This is a genomic window from Microvirga mediterraneensis (assembly GCF_013520865.1).
GTDB classification, from domain to species: Bacteria; Pseudomonadota; Alphaproteobacteria; order Rhizobiales; family Beijerinckiaceae; genus Microvirga; species Microvirga mediterraneensis.
In genome coordinates this window covers 325,517-344,112 of record NZ_JACDXJ010000001.1, presented here as the reverse complement: position 1 = coordinate 344,112, position 18,596 = coordinate 325,517, and the positions used below count along the sequence as shown (strand labels likewise).

The window sequence follows — 18,596 nt, the reverse complement described above, 5'->3', positions numbered from 1 at the left end:
CTTCCGCTTTGGCGGTATCGCAATGCTCGTCGCGGCCATCGTCATCCTGGCCGTGCTGCCCTTTGCTACATCCTTCGTGGAACAATGGTCGCGCCGCGACGTCGAGCTGCGATCCCGCCTCGTCTTCAACTCCGTCCGGGACCAGGTCAGCGGTCTCCTGGCCCGCAACGACACCCAGCAGGCCGGCATCCTGTTCGAGCGCATCGCCACCGACGAGCGCGTTCTCGCCATCGGCTATTGCGACGGGCAGGAACTGCGCTTCCCCACCAGCAACATGCCGCCGTCCTTCTCCTGCCGGGAGGCCTCCCGGTCCGACGCGGAAAGCTTCTCCGTCGTCAGGAACCAGGATCACAACATCCTGGTCAGCTCCTTCCCGCTCAATGTCGGGGGACGGACCGGGCATCTCGTGGTGCTGCACGACCTGAGCTATGCCGATCAGCGCGGCGGGGAGGCGAGGAACTATCTCTTCCTGGCGCTCGCCGGCGTCGCCTTCGGGGCCGCGGCCCTGGCGGCCATGATCGCGGCCATCATCATGCGCCGCTGGCTGGCGTCCATCCGGCAGGCCCTCGAAAGCGCCCGCGCGGGCAACGCCAACCCGCCCGTCGAGGAGAATATCATTCCGCTCGGGCAGGAAATCCGCGACGTGCTCCAGGAACTGGAAGCCTCGCGGCGGACCATCGACGCCGCCCATACGGACTGGAGCCCCGAAACCCTGAGGGCCGCCCTCTCCAACGAGCTGTCGGGCTCGGAGGTCATCGTGGTGTCGAATCGCGAGCCGTACATCCACAACCGGACGGAGAGCGGCGAGATCTCCCTGCAGATCCCGGCCAGCGGCCTCGTCTCGGCCCTGGAGCCGGTGGTGCGCGCCTGCGGAGGCACATGGGTCGCCCATGGCAGCGGCACGGCCGACCGGGAGACGGTCGATGCCAACGACCGGGTGCCCGTGCCGCCGAATCACCCGTCCTACACCCTGCGCCGCGTCTGGCTCACGGACGAGGAGCAGGACGGGTATTATTACGGCGCGGCCAACGAGGGACTTTGGCCGCTGTGCCACATCGCCTTCGTGCGGCCGATCTTCCGGGAGGCGGACTGGCAGTACTACCGGTCCGTCAACGAGAAATTCGCCGAGGCGATCGTGGCCGAGGCCAAGCGCGAGGATCCGATCATCCTCGTGCAGGACTACCACTTCGCCCTGCTGCCGCGCATGATCCGCGACCGGCTGCCCCGGGCCACCATCGTGACCTTCTGGCACATCCCCTGGCCCAATGCGGAGACCTTCGGCATCTGTCCCTGGCGCGAGGAGATCATCGACGGGCTCCTGGGCTCCTCGATCCTCGGCTTCCACACCCAGGCCCATTGCAACAACTTCATGGACGCGGTCGATTCCTATGTGGAAAGCCGCATCGACCGGGAGAAGGATTCGGTGATCTTCGGCGGCGAGGAAACCCTGATCCGCCCCTATCCGATCTCCATCGAGTGGCCGCCCACCGCCATGGAGGGCCAGAAGCCCGTGGAGGAATGCCGCAGGATCGTACGCGAGCGTCTGGGTCTGTCTCCCGACATGCGCATCGGCGTCGGCATCGAACGCTTCGACTATACGAAGGGCATTCTCGACCGCATGCAGGCCATCGATGTGCTGCTGACGGAGCATCCGGAATGGCATGGTAATTTTGCCTTCGTTCAGGTTGCGGCGCCTACCAGAAGCAAGCTTTCCAATTACCGCCAGCTCCAGGAAGAGGCCGAAGCCTTGGCGCGCGACATCAACGAGAGGCACGGCGGCAACGGCTACGAGCCCATCAAGCTGCTCGTGCGCCATCACGAGCCCGCCCAGGTCTTCGAGCTTTTCCGCGCGGCGGATCTGTGCATCGTGTCGAGCCTGCACGACGGCATGAATCTCGTCGCCAAGGAGTTCGTGGCCGCGCGGGACGACGAACAGGGCGTGCTCATCCTGTCGGCCTTCGCCGGTGCATCCCGCGAGCTGTCCGAAGCGTTGATCGTGAATCCGTATAACGCCCACGCCATGGGCGAGGCCATCAACCGCGCGCTGACCATGCCGCAGCCCGAACAACGGGAGCGGATGCGGCTGATGCGCGATCAGGTCAAGGAGAGAAACGTCTATCGCTGGGCGGGCCAGATGCTGCTGGCCGCCTCCCGCCTGCGCAAGCAGCAGCGGATCAGGCGTTTGATCGCCAGGGGGCGGAAGCTCGCACCGGCCAATGCGTGAAACCCTGCGAGACCCGATTCGATGCCTGATATGAACAAGGACTGCGCGCTGTTTCTCGATTTCGACGGAACCCTCGTCGACATCGTCGAACGGCCCGATGCGGTGGCCGTCGACCCGGCCCTGCCGGACATTCTCACCCGCCTGCAGGAGCGGCTCGGCGGGGCGCTCGCGATCATCAGCGGACGCCCCGTCGAGTTCCTCGATGCGCGCTTCGCTCCACATGTCTTCGACATGGCCGGGCTTCACGGGCTCGAGCATCGCATTGCCGGCCACCTCTCCATGTGCGATCCCGACGAGCACCCCGCCCTGCGGGAGGCGGTCGAGCGCCTGTGCAGGATCGTTGCCGATAAGGAGGGCGTCCTGATCGAGGACAAGGGCTGCTCCGTCGCCATCCATTGGCGCCTTGCTCCGCATGAGAAGGATTTCGCCCTCGCCACCGCCCGGGCGGCCGTCGAGGCGCTCGGTGCGGATTACCGTGTTCAACACGGGAAAGCTGTGGCAGAAATCCTTCCCTCGGCGGCCGGGAAGGGCAAGGTGATCGAGAGATTTCTCCAGGAAGCTCCCTACAAGGGTCGGCGTCCGATCTTCATCGGCGACGATCTCACCGACGAGCATGGCTTCAAGACCGTCAATGCTCATGATGGCCTGTCCGTGCGCATCGGCCAGGGGGACACCATTGCCAAGGTCCGCCTTGGAACGCCTTCGGATCTGCGACATTGCCTGTCCACGTGGGCTTACGAAGGGACGCCGCCTTTCAAAGGGGATGAATACTGATATGAGTTCGCTAGATCTTGCCGTCATCGGCAACTGCACGATCTCGGCCCTTGTGGACCGCCGTGCGCAGATCGTCTGGAGCTGCTTTCCCCGCTTCGACGGCGACCCGGTGTTTTCCGCCCTGCTCGACAGCCCGGAGGGCCGGACCGACGCGGAGCAGAAGGGAATCTTCGCCATCGACATGGTCGGCATGGTCAGCTGCGAGCAGACCTATCTCGAGAACACGGCCGTTCTCGTGTCGCGCATGACGGACTCCTTCGGCAATATTCTCGAGGTCACGGATTTCGCACCGCGCTTCAAGCATTACGACCGCACCTTCCGTCCACCGATGCTGATCCGCCGGGTCTACCCGGTGAAAGGGCGTCCGCGCATCCGCGTGCGCCTGCGGCCCCATTACGACTGGGGCGGCTGCCCGCCCAGCCTGACCCGCGGCAGCAACCACCTGCGCTTCGTCGGTCCGGCCTATTCGCTGCGGCTCACCACCGACGCCTCCGTGTCCTATGTGCAGGACGAGAGGCCCTTCGTGGTCGACCGGCCCCTGTCATTCTTCTTCGGCGAGGACGAACCGCTCCGGTCGGAGACGGATTCCACGGCCCGCGCCTTCCTCGACAGCACGGTCGATTTCTGGCGCGACTGGGTGCGCTCGCTCTCGATCCCGTTCGACTGGCAGGAGGCGGTAATCCGCGCCGCCATCACGCTCAAGCTCTGCAACTACGAGGAGACGGGCGCCATCGTGGCGGCGCTCACCACCTCGGTGCCGGAAGCGCCGCACACCAAACGCAACTGGGACTACCGCTATTGTTGGCTGCGCGACGCCTATTTCGTCATCCAGGCCCTGAACCGGCTCGGCACCACCAAGACGATGGAGGAATACCTCACCTATATCACCAACATCGTCGATGACATGGAAGCGATCCCCGACCAGAAGGACATGCCGCCGCTCTTCAGCATCACGCGCTCGCCCGATCTGGACGAGCGGGAGGCGACGGCGCTGGCCGGCTATCGCGGCATGGGGCCCGTGCGCGTGGGCAACGCGGCCTACACGCAGATCCAGAACGATGCTTATGGCAGCGTCGTCCTGGCCTCCGTGCACGCCTTCCTCGACAGGCGCCTGATCCGTACCGGCAACCGGGCCCTGTTCGCGCATCTGGAAAAGCTGGGACACCGGGCCATCGAGGTTTTCGACCAGCCCGATGCCGGCCCGTGGGAACTGCGCACCAAGGCGGCCGTTCATACCTTTCCGAGCGTGATGTGCTGGGCGGCCTGCGATCGTCTCGTCAAGATCGCCGAAGCCATGGGACGCGAGGACCGGGCCGCGTTCTGGCGGGAGAATGCCGACCACATGCACAGGGTGATCAACGAGCGCGCCTACAATTCCGAGACGGGGACCTTCGTGTCCTCCTTCGACGGCAAGGATCTCGATGCGACGCTTCTGCTGCTGGCGGAGCTCGATTTCGTGAAGGCCGAGGATCCGCGCTTCATCGCGACCGTGGAAGCGGTGGGCGCGAAGCTGCGGCGCGGCGATCTTCTCCTGCGTTATGATGTGGAAGACGATTTCGGCCTCATGCATACGGCTTTCATGATCTGCGGCTTCTGGTACGTGGATGCGCTGAACGCCATCGGGCGCAAGGACGAGGCGAAGGAACTGTTCGAGCACATCCTGAGCTTGCGCAATTCCTTCGGGCTCTTCTCGGAAGATGCGGATTTCACAACCGGGGAATTGTGGGGGAATTTCCCGCAGACTTATTCCATGGTCGGCCTCATCAACTCCGCCGTGCGCCTGAGTCGGAGCTGGGAGGAAGCGTTCTGATCGCGGTCTTCGGGCGCGGAAAGAGGCAGAAAGGACGATAGGCTTCGATGTTTGCATTTCCTGTTCTGCTCGGGGATATCGGCGGGACCAACGCCCGCTTCGCCGTGCTGTCCGCGCCCGGAGCGGCCGTCAAACTTCTGCCGCGCAAGCTGACGGCGCAGACGCCCGACCCGGCCGGAGCGATCAGGATCGCGCTCGAAGCCTATGATGGCCCCGCGCCCCGCTCAGCCATCATCGCGGTGGCGACCCGCGTGGATGCGCCCGCGATCCGCCTCACCAATGCGAGCTGGGTGATCGACGCGCAGGCCATCGGCAAGGCGCTGAACCTCGAGCGCGTCACCCTCGTCAACGACTACACGCCCGTCGCCGCCTCCGTGGCGGTGCTTGACGAGGCCAAGGGCGATCTTGCGCCCATCGGCACGTTCCCGCCGCCGAAACACGGTGCCCGCGTCGTGCTCGGTCCCGGAACGGGCCTTGGGGCAGGGGCCCTGGTCCCAGTGGAGGATCGCCTAGCGATCCTCGCGACCGAGGCGGGGCATATGGAATTCGGGCCGACGAACGACGAGGAGGCCGCCATCTGGCCGCATCTGGAGCGGGTCGGCGGACGGGTCTCGGGAGAGGTCGTGCTGTCGGGGCCCGGCCTGTTCCGCATCGCCAAGGCCCTGGCCGCCCATCGCTGCGTGGACTGCCCCTTCACGATTCCTAACGACGTGCTGGCGGCGGCCCGGGAGGGCGACGCGCTGGCCATGGATGCGCTGAGGCATTTCGCCCGCTTCCTCGGGCGCTTCGCCGGGGATCTGGCGCTGACCTTCGAATCCTCCGGCGGCGTCTTCATCGCCGGCGGCATCGCGCCGCGCATGGTCGACATCCTCCAGGCGGGCGACTTCCGGGACGCGTTCGACCGCAAGGCGCCGCACGATGCCTGGGCCCGGAAGGTTCCGGTCTATGCCATCGTCAATCCCGAGCCGGCCCTGGAGGGCTTGGCCGCCATCGTGTCGAATCCGCAGCGTTTCATCTTCCAATCGCAAGGGTGGCAGGCTACCTGAAGGCACTGCTGAGAACGCACGGGGATGGCGCGCCCGTCTCCCGCGTCGGAACCCTTTTGGTCGCATATGAAAACAGAACAGATTGCTCTTTCGCCCCTCGCGCCCGGTGTCGACCTGTCGCTGACGGTCCAGCGCTTCGGACAGGAGGGCGTGCGCCCCCGCATCTACGTCCAGGCCTCCCTCCATGCGGACGAGATCCCCGGCATGATCGCGGCCCACCACCTGCGCGAGCGCCTGACGGCTCTCGAGGCCGAGGGAAGGATTAAAGGCGAGATCGTCCTCGTGCCCGCCGCCAATCCCATCGGCCTCGCCCAGCGGGTCATGGGCGACCATATCGGCCGCTTCCATCTCGCCGACGGCGTCAACTTCAACCGGGGCTATCCGCATCTCGTCCCGAAAGTGGCTGAGCGGGTCGCGGGCAGGCTCACCCAGGACGGGGAGGCGAATGTCCGCCTGATCCGCGAGGCCCTGCGGGCCGAGCTGGCGGTCTGGCAGCCGTCCAACGCCGCCGAGGTCATGAAGAAGGCCCTGCTGGGGCTGGCCCAGGAAGCGGACATCGTGCTCGACCTGCACTGCGATTCCGAAGCCGTGGTGCACCTCTACACCCATACCCGCTCAGCGGAGGAATTCGCGCCGCTCTCGGCGCTCCTCGGCTCCCATGCCTATCTCCTCGCCGACGAGTCGGGCGACGAACCCTTCGACGAGGCCTGCAGCCGCCCCTGGGCGGAGCTCGCCGACCGCTTCCCGGATCATCCGATCCCGTTCGCCTGCCATTCCACGACGCTGGAGTTCCGGGGCGAGCGCGACGTGACCCACGAGACCGGAAAGGCCGACGCGGCCGCCCTGGTCGATTACCTGGTCCTGCGCGGCGCCATCGCCGGCGAGGCGCCCCGGGTGCCCGAGGCCCTGTGCCGGCCCACCCCCCTGGCCGCTTCCGAGCCGCTCCAGGCTCCCGAGAACGGCATCCTGGTGTTCAGGGCCGAGATCGGCGCGAAGGTGAAGGAAGGCGACGTCCTTGCGGAGGTGATCGACCCGCTGACCGGCGCCGTGACCCCGGCCAAGGCGCCCACCGACGGCGTGATGTTCGCCCGGGTCGCCGTCCGCTTCGCCACGAAGGGCATGCGGATCGCCAAGGTCGCCGGCACCAAGGCTAAGCGGACGGGCAAGCTGCTCGGGGCGTAAAGACCCTTGAGGCCAAAAAGAAAGGCCGCCCTCGAGGGCGGCCTTTCCATTGTCGGTTCCACGGCCCGCAAAGAGCCGCCCTAAACGTGCGTTACGCACCAATCTCGGCAGAGGCCAAGATCCAGGTCACGGCAACCGGGGACCGTAGGGTATGACAATGAGACACTGGATCACCTCCTTTCGCTGTTGACGGGAAACCCCCATATGGGGTGAGAAGAGCATAGCAAAAGGGCGGGGCGCTGCGGCGTTCTGTCCTCAACCGTCGTTTCCAGAGAATTTTCAAACCGTCATGACCGATCTTCCGGCCCCCGTGGGCCGCCGCCGCACCTTTGCGATCATCTCCCACCCAGACGCGGGCAAGACCACGCTGACCGAAAAGCTCCTGCTGTTCGGAGGCGCGATCCAGCTCGCCGGCGAGGTAAAGGCCAAGAAGAACCGCGTATCCACCCGGTCCGACTGGATGGGCATCGAGAAGGAGCGCGGCATCTCGGTCGTGACCTCGGTCATGACCTTCGAATATGGCGGCTGCGTCTTCAACCTGCTCGACACGCCGGGCCACGAGGACTTCTCGGAGGACACCTACCGGACCCTGACGGCGGTGGATTCGGCCATCATGGTGATCGACGCCGCGAAGGGTATCGAGGCGCGCACGCGCAAGCTCTTCGAAGTGTGCCGCATGCGCGACATCCCGATCGTCACCTTCATCAACAAGATGGACCGCGAGGCGCGCAGCCCCTTCGACCTGCTCGACGAGATCGAGAAGACGCTGGCGCTGGACACCGCGCCCGTCACCTGGCCGATCAGCCAGGGCAAGAGCTTCGCCGGCACCTTCGACCTGCGCCGCAACATGGTCCGGCGCATCGACACGGACGACGAGCCGACGGAGGTCGCAGGCCCGGAGGATCCGAAGCTCATGAGCCTGCTGCCGCCGGAAGAGGCGGATGCATGGCAGGAGGAGGTCATGCTGGCCCAGGAGGCCTGCAAGCCCTTCGACCTGCAGGCCTTCCGCGAAGGCCATCTCACGCCCGTGTTCTTCGGCAGCGCCCTGCGCAATTTCGGCGTGCGCGACCTCATCGACGCGCTGGCGGCTTACGCGCCGCCGCCGCGCGGCCAGGAGGCGGACAAGCGTCTCGTCGAGGCGGGCGAGCCCAAGATGTCGGGCTTCGTGTTCAAGATCCAGGCCAACATGGATCCGAACCACCGCGACCGCATCGCCTTCATGCGCATCTGCTCGGGCAAGCTCCAGCGCGGCATGAAGGTGAAGCTCGTGCGCACGGGCAAGCCCATGAGCCTGAACGCGCCGCAATTCTTCTTCGCCCAGGACCGCGCCATCGCGGACGAGGCCTGGGCGGGCGACGTGGTCGGCATTCCGAACCACGGGACCCTGCGCATCGGCGATACGCTGACGGAAGGCGAGGACATCGTGTTCCGCGGCGTGCCGAGCTTCGCGCCGGAAATCCTGCGCCGCATCAAGCTGCAGGATGCCATGAAGGCGAAGAAGCTGCGCGAGGCGCTGCAGCAGATGGCGGAAGAAGGCGTCGTGCAGCTCTTCGTGCCGCAGGACGGGTCGGGCGCCATCGTGGGCGTGGTCGGCGCCCTGCAGCTCGACGTGCTCAAAGAGCGTCTCGCGGCCGAATACGGCCTGCCGATCGATTACGAACCGACGCGCTTCTCCATCTGCCGCTGGATCACGGCGGACGATCCGCGGGAACTCGACAAGTTCATCGAGAGCCACCTGTCGTCCATGGCGCGGGATCTCGACGATGCGCCCGTCTTCATGGCGCCTAACATGTTCAACCTTCAATACGAGGTCGACCGCTACAAGGCGATCCGGTTCTCGGACGTGAAGGACTACCAGAAGAAGGCCGCCTGACGGCCTTGCGACGACGAGGCGTCCGGCCGCGAACTTGCGACCGGGCGCTGCCTTCCCTATAAGGACACCGGACGCCCGAGAGGCGTTCGTTTCGACAGGATATGTGCCGCAATGGATTTCAACCGGACAGCAATGCCGACCTGCCTTGCCACCGGGAACATCCATATCCATGCCTGCTTCGATCACACTCTCCCATCTTTCATGCTCCGCGCCTGACGGGCGCTCCCTTCTTTCCGATCTCGATCTCAGCTTCGGTCCGGAGCGGACAGGGCTCGTCGGCCGCAACGGCATCGGCAAGACCACGCTCCTCCGGTTGATCACCGGCGCGCTGCAGCCCCATTCGGGCCATGTCACCGTTCACGGCAACCTGGGAATCCTGCACCAGAATGTACAGGCCGATCCGGACGGAACCATCGCGTCCCTGTTCGGGGCCGTCGACGCGCTGGCTCTCCTGCGCCGCGCCGAGATTGGCGACGCCTCGGCCGAGGAACTGGCCCATGCCGACTGGACCCTGGAGGCCCGCATGGGCTCCGCCCTCGCGAAAGTCGGTCTCGATGCCCCGCCCGACACAGTGCTGTCGAAACTGTCAGGTGGGCAGAACACGCGCGCCCGCCTCGCCGCGCTCGTGTTCTCGGAGCCCGATTTCCTGCTCCTCGACGAGCCGACGAACAACCTCGACCGGGACGGTCGCGATGCTGTGCTCGGTCTTCTCGCCGGCTGGAGGGGAGGGGCGATCGTCGTCAGCCATGACCGGGAACTGCTCGACACCATGGATGCCATCGTCGAGCTGACATCGCTCGGGGCGAGGCGCTACGGCGGCAACTGGAGCCGGTACCGTGAGCGCAAGGCGCTGGAACTCGCGGCCGCCCGGCGCGATCTGGCGGATGCGGAAAAGCGCGTGGCCGATGTCGACCGGAAAGCGCAGGAAACCGCCGAGAAGAAAGCGCGCAAGGACGGCGCCGGAAAACGAAAGCGCGCCAAGGGCGACATGCCGCTCATCCTCATGAACGGGCAGAAGAACCGCAGCGAGGAAACGGGCGCCAGCAACGCCCGTCTCGCCGAGCGCCGCCGCGTGCAGGCTCACGAGGAGGCTGCGTCCGCGCGCGAACGCATCGAGGTCTTGCAGCCGTTCTCCGTGGTGCTTCCGCCGACGCATCTGCCCGCCGGCAGGACGGTTCTCGCCATCGACGGCGCGAGCGCCAGCTACGAGCCGAAGCAGCCGATCCTGCGCGATCTCTCGCTTGCCATCGTCGGGCCGGAGCGCGTCGCCGTCACCGGACCGAACGGATCGGGCAAGACCACGTTGCTGGCGCTGATCACCGGGCAGCTGCAGCCTCGGACCGGGAGCGTGAAGGTCATGACGGAGTTCGCCCTGTTCGATCAGCAGGTGAGCCTGCTCGATCCCTCCTTGTCGATCCGCGACAATTTCCGCCGCATCAACCCGGAGGCGAACGAGAATGCCTGCCGGGCAGCCCTCGCCCGGTTCATGTTCCGCGCCGACGCGGCCCTGCAGCCGGTCTCCACCTTAAGCGGCGGGCAATTGCTGCGCGCAGGCCTCGCCTGCGTGCTGGGCGGGCCGAAGCCGCCCGCATTCTTGATTCTCGACGAGCCGACGAACCATCTCGACATCGATTCCATCGAAGCCGTCGAGGCGGGGCTGCGGGCCTATGACGGCGCGCTGCTGATCGTCAGCCACGACGAAGCGTTCTTGGAGGCCATCGGGATCACGCGCAGGTGGGATCTCGCGGAGACAGGTCTGACGTGAAGCCTCAGGCCGCCAGCTTGCGCTCGGTGTAGCGCTCCTGCACCTGGGCGATGTCTTCAATGCTCGGAAGACTCGCCTCGTTGCCGAGATGCTGGATCGCATGGGCGGAGGCCGCGCGGGCGAAAATGAAATGTTCGCGCCAGGGCAGGTCGGGGCGGGCCATGGCGGAATAGACATAAGCCCCATGGAAGATGTCGCCCGCGCCGTTGGTGTCCACCACCGCCTCGCCGGGAACGTTCAGGGCCGGCAGTACGCTTTCCTGGCCGGTCTCGTCGTACCAGACGAGGCCACGCTCGCCCAAGGTCACGCCGCCGATCTTGCAGCCGCGGCTCTTGAGATATTCCAGCATCCCGGACGGGGACAGGTCCATCTGCTCGCAGAGACGCTCGGCCACGATGGCCACGTCGATGAATTCGAGGAGTTCATGGGTGTTGGAGCGCAGGCCGCCGCCGTCGAGAGAGGTGAGGATGCCGGATTCGCGGCAGATCTTGGCGTAGTGCATGGCCGCGTCCGCCTGATGGCCATCGAGATGCAGGGCCTTGCAGCCCTGGAGGTTCAGCGGCGGCACCGGATGCAGGTAATGGTCGTCGCGGCAGCGGACGATGGCGCGCTTGCCGCCCCGGGGCATGATGAAGGACAGGGACGATTCGTGGACCTTCCGGTGGTGGACCGAAATGCCGTATTTCGCCGCCATGTCGATGAACATGCGGCCGAGCCAGTCGTCGGCGATAGAGGTCAGCAGATCGGGAGCGATTCCGAGCTTGGCGCAGGCGAAGGCGGCCGTGACCGCGTTGCCGCCGAACGAGATCGCATAATCCCGCGCCACGGTTTTCTCGTCCCCCGTCGGAAGCTCGTCCGCCAGGAAGGTCACGTCGATATAGGTCTGGCCCACGAAGAGAGCATGCATCGCTGAAATCGTCTCGGATCTGGATACGATGCGGGCAGTCTTGGACGAGCAGGGCCGATTAGGCAAGCTCTTCCGGGGGACGCCGCTTGCCGCGGCCACACCTCTCCCCACTGGGGAGAGGTCGAGCGCAGCGAGGGTGAGGGGTACAGGTCCATCCGGAGAGGGGGTAACCCCTCACCCGCCGCGCTGACGCACGTCGACCTCTCCCTCAAGGAGAGGTGGGGCTGCGCCAGACCATCTAGGAACTCGATCGGGCAGCCGCAAGAAAGCGATCTTGATCCTGCATCACGCTGCGTTGAGCGTGGCCGCCAAGCGGGCTGCCGTGAGGGCGGCGTCCAGGTCGGTGGCGATGAACTCGACCGGCGCCACCAGCCGCTTCCGGAAGGCGTCGGACAGGACCGGGTGCAGCCGTGCCGAGCCGCCCACGAGAGCCACGGGCCGGGGGCCGAGGCGCTTGATCAGCGCATTGGCAAGGCGGGCCAGTTCCTCGCCTGCGTCCTTCAGGATGGCCAGGGCGGTCCCGTCGCCAGCCTGGGCCGCTTCGCCCACGGCGCGGGCGAGGGAGCCGATCTTGCCGCGGTCTCCGCCATAGACGAAGGACCGCACGACGTTCCAATCCGTGCCGCCCAGAGCCTTGGCCAGGCAGGTGCCGAGGATCGTCGTCCAGCCTGCTCCGGGGCTTTCCTCCTCGGCGCGCAGCACGGCCTTGAGGGCCTCGCGGGCAATCCAGAAGCCGGAGCCGCCGTCGTCGATCAGGTTGCCGCGCCCGCCGACCCGGATGACCTCCTTGTCCTCCGAGAGGTAATAGCCGATTGAGCCGGTGCCGCTATAGACCAGGATGCCTTCACCCAGGGCGAAATAGGACAGGTAGGCGATCCACATGTCCTCCGCGACGAAGACCTTGTCCGGCGCGAGCTCGAAGGTCTCCGCGAACAGGGACCGCATAGTCGCCTCGGCGGGTGTGTCGCGGGTCAGCCCCGTGATGCCCGCGATGATGCCGAGCGGCCGGCCCTGCTTCATCACCGCCTGGGCCATGTCGAGGACGATCTGGCGCGCGCGCTCCTCCGCGGCGGCGGAGAAGAGATGGCCGGTCAGGGGGGCGACGGACCCTTGGGCCAGGCATTGGCCGCCCGTATCCGCCAGCCGCCAGCGCGTGGCGGTGCCGCCCGCGTCGATGCCAAGCCCCAGCCCCATGACCCGTCGCCTCTTGTTTCGGCCGGATTAGCCGGCCCTTATGTCGTCTTGGTGAAGTCTGCCAGGGCTTTGCGCAGATTGCCACCGTTTCGCGCGAGCGCGCCGCGCGCGTCCTCCGGGCTCGCGCCGAGCGCGATGAGAACGGCGGTCTTCAGGTCGCCGTCCGATTGCCGGATCGCCTCGATGGCGGTGGCGTCGTCGCAATCGGTGATCTGCGCGACCATGATCTCGCTGCGGCGGCGCAACTTCGCGTTCGTCGCCCGCATGTTGACCATAAGGCCGCGATAGACCCGGTCCATGCGCACCATGATCAGGGTGGACAGGAGATTGAGGATGATCTTCTGCGCCGTGCCCGCCTTCATGCGGGTCGAACCGGCGATCACCTCCTCGCCGGTATCGGCGAGAATCGGGTGGGAGCAGGCGTCCAGAATAGGCGTATCGGGATTGTTGGAGATGCCGATGGTCTGTGCGCCGCGCGAGGCCGCTTCCTTCAGGGCCGCGATGGTGAACGGCGTCCGGCCGCTCGCCGCGACGCCGATCACCACATCGTCCGGGCCGATGCCGTTGTCGCGAATCCCCGCGATGCCTTCCTCGACCGAATCCTCGGCGTTCTCGACCGCCTGCATGATGGCGCCCGTGCCGCCGGCGATCAGATAGACCACCCTTTCGTCGGGCCAGTTGAAGGTCGGCGGCAGTTCCGTTCCGTCCTGGACGCCGATGCGACCCGAGGTGCCTGCGCCCGCATAGACGAGCCGTCCGCCCCGGCGCAGGCGCTTCACCGCCTCTTCCGCCGCGGCCGCGATGGCCGGAAGCGAGGGCCTGACGGCGGCCACCGCCGCCAGCTGGCCTTCATAGAAAGCCGAGAGAACGTCGAGGCTCGGCCAAGTGTCGAGATCCTGGTAGCGGGTACTGAAATGTTCTGTCGCCATTGTGCCAACTTTCTTCCAGACCAATATAGGACCAGTTGACGAATCTTCACAACGCCCCGAAGGGGTCCGGACGGGGGCGGTGATCAACTTTCTGTTGGCATCCTTAAAGTCGCGCGGTTTGGTCGAACAACGCGATCACCTGCTCGCCTGTTGCACGGCGCAAGGGGAGGATTCCGCTGTCCGTGTGCCTGCTGGGATGGACGCGGTTGGTGAGCAGCGACCATGCCAGGCCGCGTTCGAAATCGACCCATAGCCCGGTACCGGTGAAGCCCGTGTGACCGATGGTGTCGGGGGAGCAGGAATCGCCGCCGTGCCAGCCCGGGTGGAAGCCCTCCCAGCCGACCGTGCGCTTCTCCGATTCGCGCGTGCGGATGGCCCTGATGGAGGCCGGCGAAAGGGCGGAGCCGTCGAGGAGCGAGCGGGCGAAATCGAGCACGCCGTCGATGGTGCCGAACAACCCCGCATGGCCTGACGCGCCGCCGAGGGCGAAGGCGTTCTCGTCGTGCACTTCGCCGCGAACGACGCGTCCGCGCCACGTGTCCTTCTCGGTCGCCGCGCAGAGCTGCGGGTCGGGCCGGAAAGAGAAGCGTTCAGGCAGGGGTTGATCGATCAGCGCCCGTCCGGTGATGCGCTCGATGGCGATGCCGAGCAGCATGAAGTTGATATCTGAATAAACGGGAGGCCCGCTCTGCCAGACGCGCTGCAGGATGAAGGCCCGCAGGGTATTCGGGTCCTGGCCGTAGGTGTAGAGCGGCTCGACGGCCGGCAGGTGCGTCTGGTGCGCGAGGCATTGGCGGAAGGGGAGCCGCCGCTCCGCCGCGTTCATGTCGTACTGGCGCAGGTCCGGGATGACCGTCACAAGGGGATCGTCGAGCCCAATCCGGCCCGCTTCCACCAGATGCAGGATGCGCGTCGTGGTGAAGATGACCTTGGTGAGAGATGCGAGATCGAACCATGTTTCACGGGAAACAACGTCGCGTTCCGGCTCGATCTGCGCATGGCCCGTCCATTGCACGGCCCGCTCGCCATCGGCCGTGACGATTCCGAGCACGGCGCCCGGAATCCGGCCGTCGCGAACGGAGGCGGCGGCGGGTGCGAAGGCGCGGTCGATCAAGGCTGTCAGAGGCATGATGCGTTCACGCCGCGCGGTTCAGCTCGCCGCCGGGCATGGGATGCGGCACGCCCGTCGTGGTGGGAAGACTCAGGGGCAGGCCGAGGGTGGAGCGCACGGCCAGGTAGCCGAAGGCCTGCGCCTCCAGGAAATCGCCGTCCCACCCCACGGCTTCGACCGGATCGACGGGGACGCCGAGTTCCGCGTGCAGACGTCTCATGAAATGCGCGTTGCGCCGCCCGCCGCCGGTGACGAGCCAGCGCTGCGGCGCGCGCGGAACATGGCGCAGTGAGGCGATGACGGACTGGATCGTGAACTCCGCCAGGGTCGCGGCGCCGTCCGCGTCGGATAGGGTCTCCACGCCCTTGGCGCGGGCATGGAAATCCTGACGGTCAAGGGATTTCGGGGCGGGGCGGTCGAAGAACGGATTGAGCATGAACTCCATGACGAGCCTCGCGTCCGCCTTGCCGGAGGCCGCGAGCTGTCCGTTCTCGTCGAAGCTCAGGCTCCGGCGGCGCAGGATGAAGTCATCGAGGAGCGCGCTCGCGGGCCCGGTGTCGAAGGCGATCACGGTGTCACCGTCGATATAGGTGACGTTCCCGACGCCGCCGAGATTGAGGATCATGAGAGGCTGCGCGAGATCGCTCGCCAGGGCCCGGTGATAGAGCGGCACGAAGGGCGCGCCTTCGCCGCCCGAGGCCACGTCCGCATGGCGGAAGCGATAGACGGTGTCGATGCCGAGCGCCGCCGCCACCCGGTCGCCGAGGCCGAGCTGGCGCGTGAAGCGCACCTCCGGCCGGTGATAGACGGTCTGGCCGTGGAAGCCGATCAGGCTCACGGCGCCGGCGGGAATGCCGGTTTCCGTCATGAAGCGCCGGATCGCCGCGATATGCGCGTCGGTCACAGCCCGCTCGAGGTCCTCCAGCGGCTCGCTCTGCGCCCGCTCCGGCTGGGCGATGAGCGCCTGGAGGGTTTTCCGCAGGTCGTCCGGATAGGAGAAGGTCCGTCCCGGCCCCGGCTTCACGACGGTGTCGCCGTCCGTGTCCACGACGGACACGTCGATACCGTCCATGGACGTGCCGCTGATCACGCCGACGGCTTTGACGAGGGGACGTTGCGACATGGGCTGCTCCGGGATGCTCTGGATGATCGCCCGACCATAGCACAGGCGCTGAACTGGTCCAGAGTGGTATGATATTGGACCATGACAGGCTCACTCCGATGGCCTATAAATCCCCGGCGGCTTCCAAGGGAGAAAAGACGCATGGTCAGGTCAGCACTGCGCAGCGCAATCGGTGCAGGTTTCATGGTGGCGGCGATGGCCTCCGCCTCGGCTCAGGTTCTGGAGATCGGAGCGGACAACGGTCCCACGGGGCTCGATCCGCATCTCATCACGGCTTTCCCGAGCTTCATGGTGGTGAACGGCAACATCTACGAGGGCCTCACGGCCATCGACAAGGACCTGAAGATCGTCCCGGGTCTCGCCGAATCCTGGACCGCCGCGCCGGACGGCAAGGCCTATACTTTCAAGTTGCGCCAGGGCGTTAAATTCCATGACGGCTCCCCCATGGAGGCCAAGGACGTGGTCGGCTCGATCAACCGCATCTTGAGCAAGGACATCGCTTCGCCTCTGGCAAGCCGCCTCTCGGCCGTCGAGAGCGCCAACGCGGTGGATGCCACGACCGTGGAGCTGAAGCTGAAGGAGCCGTCCGCCGCGCTCCTGAGCTCGCTCGCCACCATCGCCATCGTGCCGCGCAGCATGGAAGCGAACAAGGACGCCCTGCAGAAGGCGCCGGTCGGCACGGGCCCGTTCAAGTTCCAGGAATGGCAGCCCAACGGCTTCATCCTTCTCACGAAGAACGAGGCCTATTGGGACAAGGGCATGCCGAAGCTCGCAGGCCTCAAGTTCAACATCGTGCCGGAATCAGCGACCCGCCAGGTCGGCCTGACCAACGGCCAATACGCGCTTCTGCCCAACATCGACGCGGCCACGGCCCTGCAGCTCAAGGGCAAGCCGAACGTGAAGCTCTCCGAGACCATGGATCTCGCCTACACGCTGATCGGCATGAACGTGTCGAAGCCGCCTTTCGACAATCCGAAGGTGCGCGAGGCCGTGAACTACGCCATCAACCGCCAGGAGATCGTCGACGCGGCGCTCTTCGGCGCCGGCGTTCCCGGCGGCCCGCTGTCGCCCGCCCTGAAGAGCTGGGCACTCGATGTGAGCAAGTTCGCCTGCTACAAGCCCGACCCGGCCAAGGCCCAGGCGCTGTTGAAGGAAGCGGGCGTCGCCACGCCGGTGACCGTGACCATGAAGGTCCTGCCGCGCCAGGACATCAAGGATATCGCCCAGGTGGTGCAGGAGCAGCTGAACAAGGCGGGCTTCAAGGTCGAGCTCGTCAACCAGGAGCAGGGCCAGTTCATCCAGGATTGGCGCAACAGCAATTTCGACCTGTTCGCCTCGATCAATGCCGGCCAGCCGGATCCGGACGATTACTTCTACCGCACGTTCCGCACGGGCGGTTCGACCAACGTGTTCAAGTACTCGGACCAGGAGATCGACGGCCTGCTCGACCAGGCGCGCACCCAGCAGGACCAGGCGGCGCGCAAGGCGGCGTATGACAAGGTGCAGCAGAAGCTCGCCTGCTCGGGCCCGGTGGCGCACCTGACCTACGGCACCCTGTTCTCGGCCATGAACAGCAAGCTGCAGGGCTTCGAGACGATGCCGAACCGCTCGCTCCTGATGCTGCGCAACGCGTCCTACTGATCGTCCGCCGTCATCCCGGCGCCGCTCTCGCGCGGCGCCGGGATCTTTGTTTGAAGAGAGCCCGTCCGTATGAACCGCGTCCTGCTCGCACGCCTCATCGACCTCGTCATCGTCCTTTTCGGCGTGTCGATCATCGTGTTCCTGATGATCCGCATGATCCCCGGCGACGCGGTGGCGATTATGCTCGGCGCGAACACGGAGATCACGCCCGAGCGCATGGCGGAACTCAACCGCCGCGTCGGCCTCGACCGTCCGATCATCGAGCAATACCTGCTCTGGGCCGGGTCCGCGCTGCGCGGCGATTTCGGCACCTCGCTCTGGACGGGGCGTCCGGTCTCGACCGAGATCCTCCTGCACCTGTGGCCGACGCTGGAGCTCACCTTTCTCGCGCTTCTCGTCGGAGCCGTTCTCGCCGTGCCGGTCGGCTGCCTGATGGCGCAGACCCGTGGCGGCGCGGCCGATGTGGCCATGCGCGTTTCCGCCATCGCGGGCCTGACGATTCCCTCCTTCTGGCTCGGCATCGTGATGATCCTGCTCCTCTCCAGCTGGGCGCCGGGCTTCGCGTCCCTCGGCTACGTGCCCTTCTCGGAGGATCCCGTCGGCAATCTCCAGCGCATGATGCTGCCCGCCTTCGCCCTGGCGCTGCCGATCCTCGCCAATCTCTCGCGCCTCGTGCGCTCGGCCATGCTCGACGCACTGGGGCAGGATTACGTGCGCACCGCCCGCGCCAAGGGCCTGCCGGAGCGGCGCGTCGTCTACAAGCATGCCCTGCGCAATGCGCTGATCCCGTTCCTCACCAGCGTGGGCATCATGACCGGTTATCTGCTCGGTGGCGCCATCGTGGTCGAGCAGGTCTTCGCCATTCCGGGTCTCGGCCGCCTGATCCTCGGCGCCATCGCCGAGCGCAATTATCCGCTGATCCAGGCCACCATTCTGGTGGTGACGGCAGGCTTCGTGTTCGTGAACTTTCTCGTCGACTTCCTCTACATCGTCGTCGATCCCCGCGTGAGGGCCTGA

The 18,596-nt window shown here is 66.2% G+C and carries 14 protein-coding genes; 9 read left to right on the top strand and 5 right to left on the bottom strand.

Going from position 1 to position 18,596, the window contains the following annotated elements; all coding sequences use genetic code 11:
- The first annotated feature begins 22 nt into the window (after nt 1-22).
- From H0S73_RS01575 to H0S73_RS01545, 7 genes are all read left to right on the top strand, one after another.
- Nucleotides 23-2,224: an alpha,alpha-trehalose-phosphate synthase (UDP-forming) gene (locus H0S73_RS01575; protein ID WP_246389186.1), complete on the top strand. Its 2,202-nt coding sequence runs from the start codon at nt 23-25 to the stop codon at nt 2,222-2,224.
- 21 nt (nt 2,225-2,245) lie between these two features.
- Nucleotides 2,246-2,998, top strand: coding sequence for a trehalose-phosphatase (gene otsB / locus H0S73_RS01570; RefSeq protein ID WP_181050508.1), 753 nt, complete (start codon nt 2,246-2,248; stop codon nt 2,996-2,998).
- A gap of 1 nt (nt 2,999) precedes the next feature.
- Nucleotides 3,000-4,808, top strand: coding sequence for a glycoside hydrolase family 15 protein (locus H0S73_RS01565; protein WP_181050507.1), 1,809 nt, complete (start codon nt 3,000-3,002; stop codon nt 4,806-4,808).
- A 104-nt stretch (nt 4,809-4,912) separates the two neighbouring features.
- A complete protein-coding gene (locus tag H0S73_RS01560) occupies nt 4,913-5,854 on the top strand; it encodes a glucokinase (protein WP_425488208.1) in 942 nt (313 codons plus the stop codon).
- A 66-nt stretch (nt 5,855-5,920) separates the two neighbouring features.
- Nucleotides 5,921-7,036 carry a succinylglutamate desuccinylase/aspartoacylase family protein gene (locus tag H0S73_RS01555; protein WP_181050505.1) on the top strand — a complete coding sequence of 372 codons (1,116 nt, stop codon included), beginning with the start codon at nt 5,921-5,923 and terminating at the stop codon, nt 7,034-7,036.
- 289 nt (nt 7,037-7,325) lie between these two features.
- Nucleotides 7,326-8,909 (top strand): peptide chain release factor 3, encoded by a 1,584-nt coding sequence (locus tag H0S73_RS01550; RefSeq protein ID WP_181050504.1) that lies wholly within the window; start codon nt 7,326-7,328, stop codon nt 8,907-8,909.
- A 169-nt stretch (nt 8,910-9,078) separates the two neighbouring features.
- Nucleotides 9,079-10,674 carry an ABC-F family ATP-binding cassette domain-containing protein gene (locus H0S73_RS01545; RefSeq protein ID WP_181050503.1) on the top strand — a complete coding sequence of 532 codons (1,596 nt, stop codon included), beginning with the start codon at nt 9,079-9,081 and terminating at the stop codon, nt 10,672-10,674.
- A gap of 4 nt (nt 10,675-10,678) precedes the next feature.
- On the opposite strand, the gene H0S73_RS01540 is transcribed toward H0S73_RS01545, so the two are convergent.
- From H0S73_RS01540 to H0S73_RS01520, 5 genes are all read right to left on the bottom strand, one after another.
- Nucleotides 10,679-11,581, bottom strand: coding sequence for a sugar kinase (locus tag H0S73_RS01540; protein ID WP_181050502.1), 903 nt, complete (start codon nt 11,579-11,581; stop codon nt 10,679-10,681).
- Between the two features lie 285 nt (nt 11,582-11,866).
- Complete coding sequence (locus tag H0S73_RS01535) at nt 11,867-12,775, bottom strand: N-acetylglucosamine kinase (protein WP_181050501.1); 909 nt, start codon at nt 12,773-12,775, stop codon at nt 11,867-11,869.
- A 38-nt stretch (nt 12,776-12,813) separates the two neighbouring features.
- Nucleotides 12,814-13,704 (bottom strand): N-acetylmuramic acid 6-phosphate etherase, encoded by an 891-nt coding sequence (locus tag H0S73_RS01530; protein ID WP_181050500.1) that lies wholly within the window; start codon nt 13,702-13,704, stop codon nt 12,814-12,816.
- A gap of 103 nt (nt 13,705-13,807) precedes the next feature.
- Nucleotides 13,808-14,833 (bottom strand): serine hydrolase domain-containing protein, encoded by a 1,026-nt coding sequence (locus H0S73_RS01525; RefSeq protein WP_181050499.1) that lies wholly within the window; start codon nt 14,831-14,833, stop codon nt 13,808-13,810.
- A 7-nt stretch (nt 14,834-14,840) separates the two neighbouring features.
- Nucleotides 14,841-15,938 (bottom strand): anhydro-N-acetylmuramic acid kinase, encoded by a 1,098-nt coding sequence (locus H0S73_RS01520; protein ID WP_181050498.1) that lies wholly within the window; start codon nt 15,936-15,938, stop codon nt 14,841-14,843.
- Nucleotides 15,939-16,079: 141 nt separating this feature from the next.
- Here H0S73_RS01520 and H0S73_RS01515 point away from each other — a divergent pair, with 141 nt between their 5' ends.
- Nucleotides 16,080-17,579: an ABC transporter substrate-binding protein gene (locus H0S73_RS01515; protein ID WP_181050497.1), complete on the top strand. Its 1,500-nt coding sequence runs from the start codon at nt 16,080-16,082 to the stop codon at nt 17,577-17,579.
- A 69-nt stretch (nt 17,580-17,648) separates the two neighbouring features.
- Entirely contained in the window at nt 17,649-18,596 is a 948-nt protein-coding gene (locus tag H0S73_RS01510) for an ABC transporter permease (RefSeq protein WP_181050496.1), read from the top strand.

What these genes read in the sequence shown, in the direction of transcription:
- H0S73_RS01515 (WP_181050497.1), top strand. Translation starts at nt 16,080, where the DNA reads ATGGTCAGGTCAGCACTGCGCAGCGCAATCGGTGCAGGTTTCATGGTG.
- H0S73_RS01545 (WP_181050503.1), top strand. Translation starts at nt 9,079, where the DNA reads ATGCCTGCTTCGATCACACTCTCCCATCTTTCATGCTCCGCGCCTGAC.
- H0S73_RS01555 (WP_181050505.1), top strand. Translation starts at nt 5,921, where the DNA reads ATGAAAACAGAACAGATTGCTCTTTCGCCCCTCGCGCCCGGTGTCGAC.
- H0S73_RS01530 (WP_181050500.1), bottom strand. Translation starts at nt 13,704, where the DNA reads ATGGCGACAGAACATTTCAGTACCCGCTACCAGGATCTCGACACTTGG.
- H0S73_RS01550 (WP_181050504.1), top strand. Translation starts at nt 7,326, where the DNA reads ATGACCGATCTTCCGGCCCCCGTGGGCCGCCGCCGCACCTTTGCGATC.
- otsB (WP_181050508.1), top strand. Translation starts at nt 2,246, where the DNA reads ATGCCTGATATGAACAAGGACTGCGCGCTGTTTCTCGATTTCGACGGA.
- H0S73_RS01520 (WP_181050498.1), bottom strand. Translation starts at nt 15,938, where the DNA reads ATGTCGCAACGTCCCCTCGTCAAAGCCGTCGGCGTGATCAGCGGCACG.
- H0S73_RS01510 (WP_181050496.1), top strand. Translation starts at nt 17,649, where the DNA reads ATGAACCGCGTCCTGCTCGCACGCCTCATCGACCTCGTCATCGTCCTT.
- H0S73_RS01575 (WP_246389186.1), top strand. Translation starts at nt 23, where the DNA reads ATGCTCGTCGCGGCCATCGTCATCCTGGCCGTGCTGCCCTTTGCTACA.
- H0S73_RS01565 (WP_181050507.1), top strand. Translation starts at nt 3,000, where the DNA reads ATGAGTTCGCTAGATCTTGCCGTCATCGGCAACTGCACGATCTCGGCC.
- H0S73_RS01525 (WP_181050499.1), bottom strand. Translation starts at nt 14,833, where the DNA reads ATGCCTCTGACAGCCTTGATCGACCGCGCCTTCGCACCCGCCGCCGCC.
- H0S73_RS01535 (WP_181050501.1), bottom strand. Translation starts at nt 12,775, where the DNA reads ATGGGGCTGGGGCTTGGCATCGACGCGGGCGGCACCGCCACGCGCTGG.
- H0S73_RS01540 (WP_181050502.1), bottom strand. Translation starts at nt 11,581, where the DNA reads ATGCATGCTCTCTTCGTGGGCCAGACCTATATCGACGTGACCTTCCTG.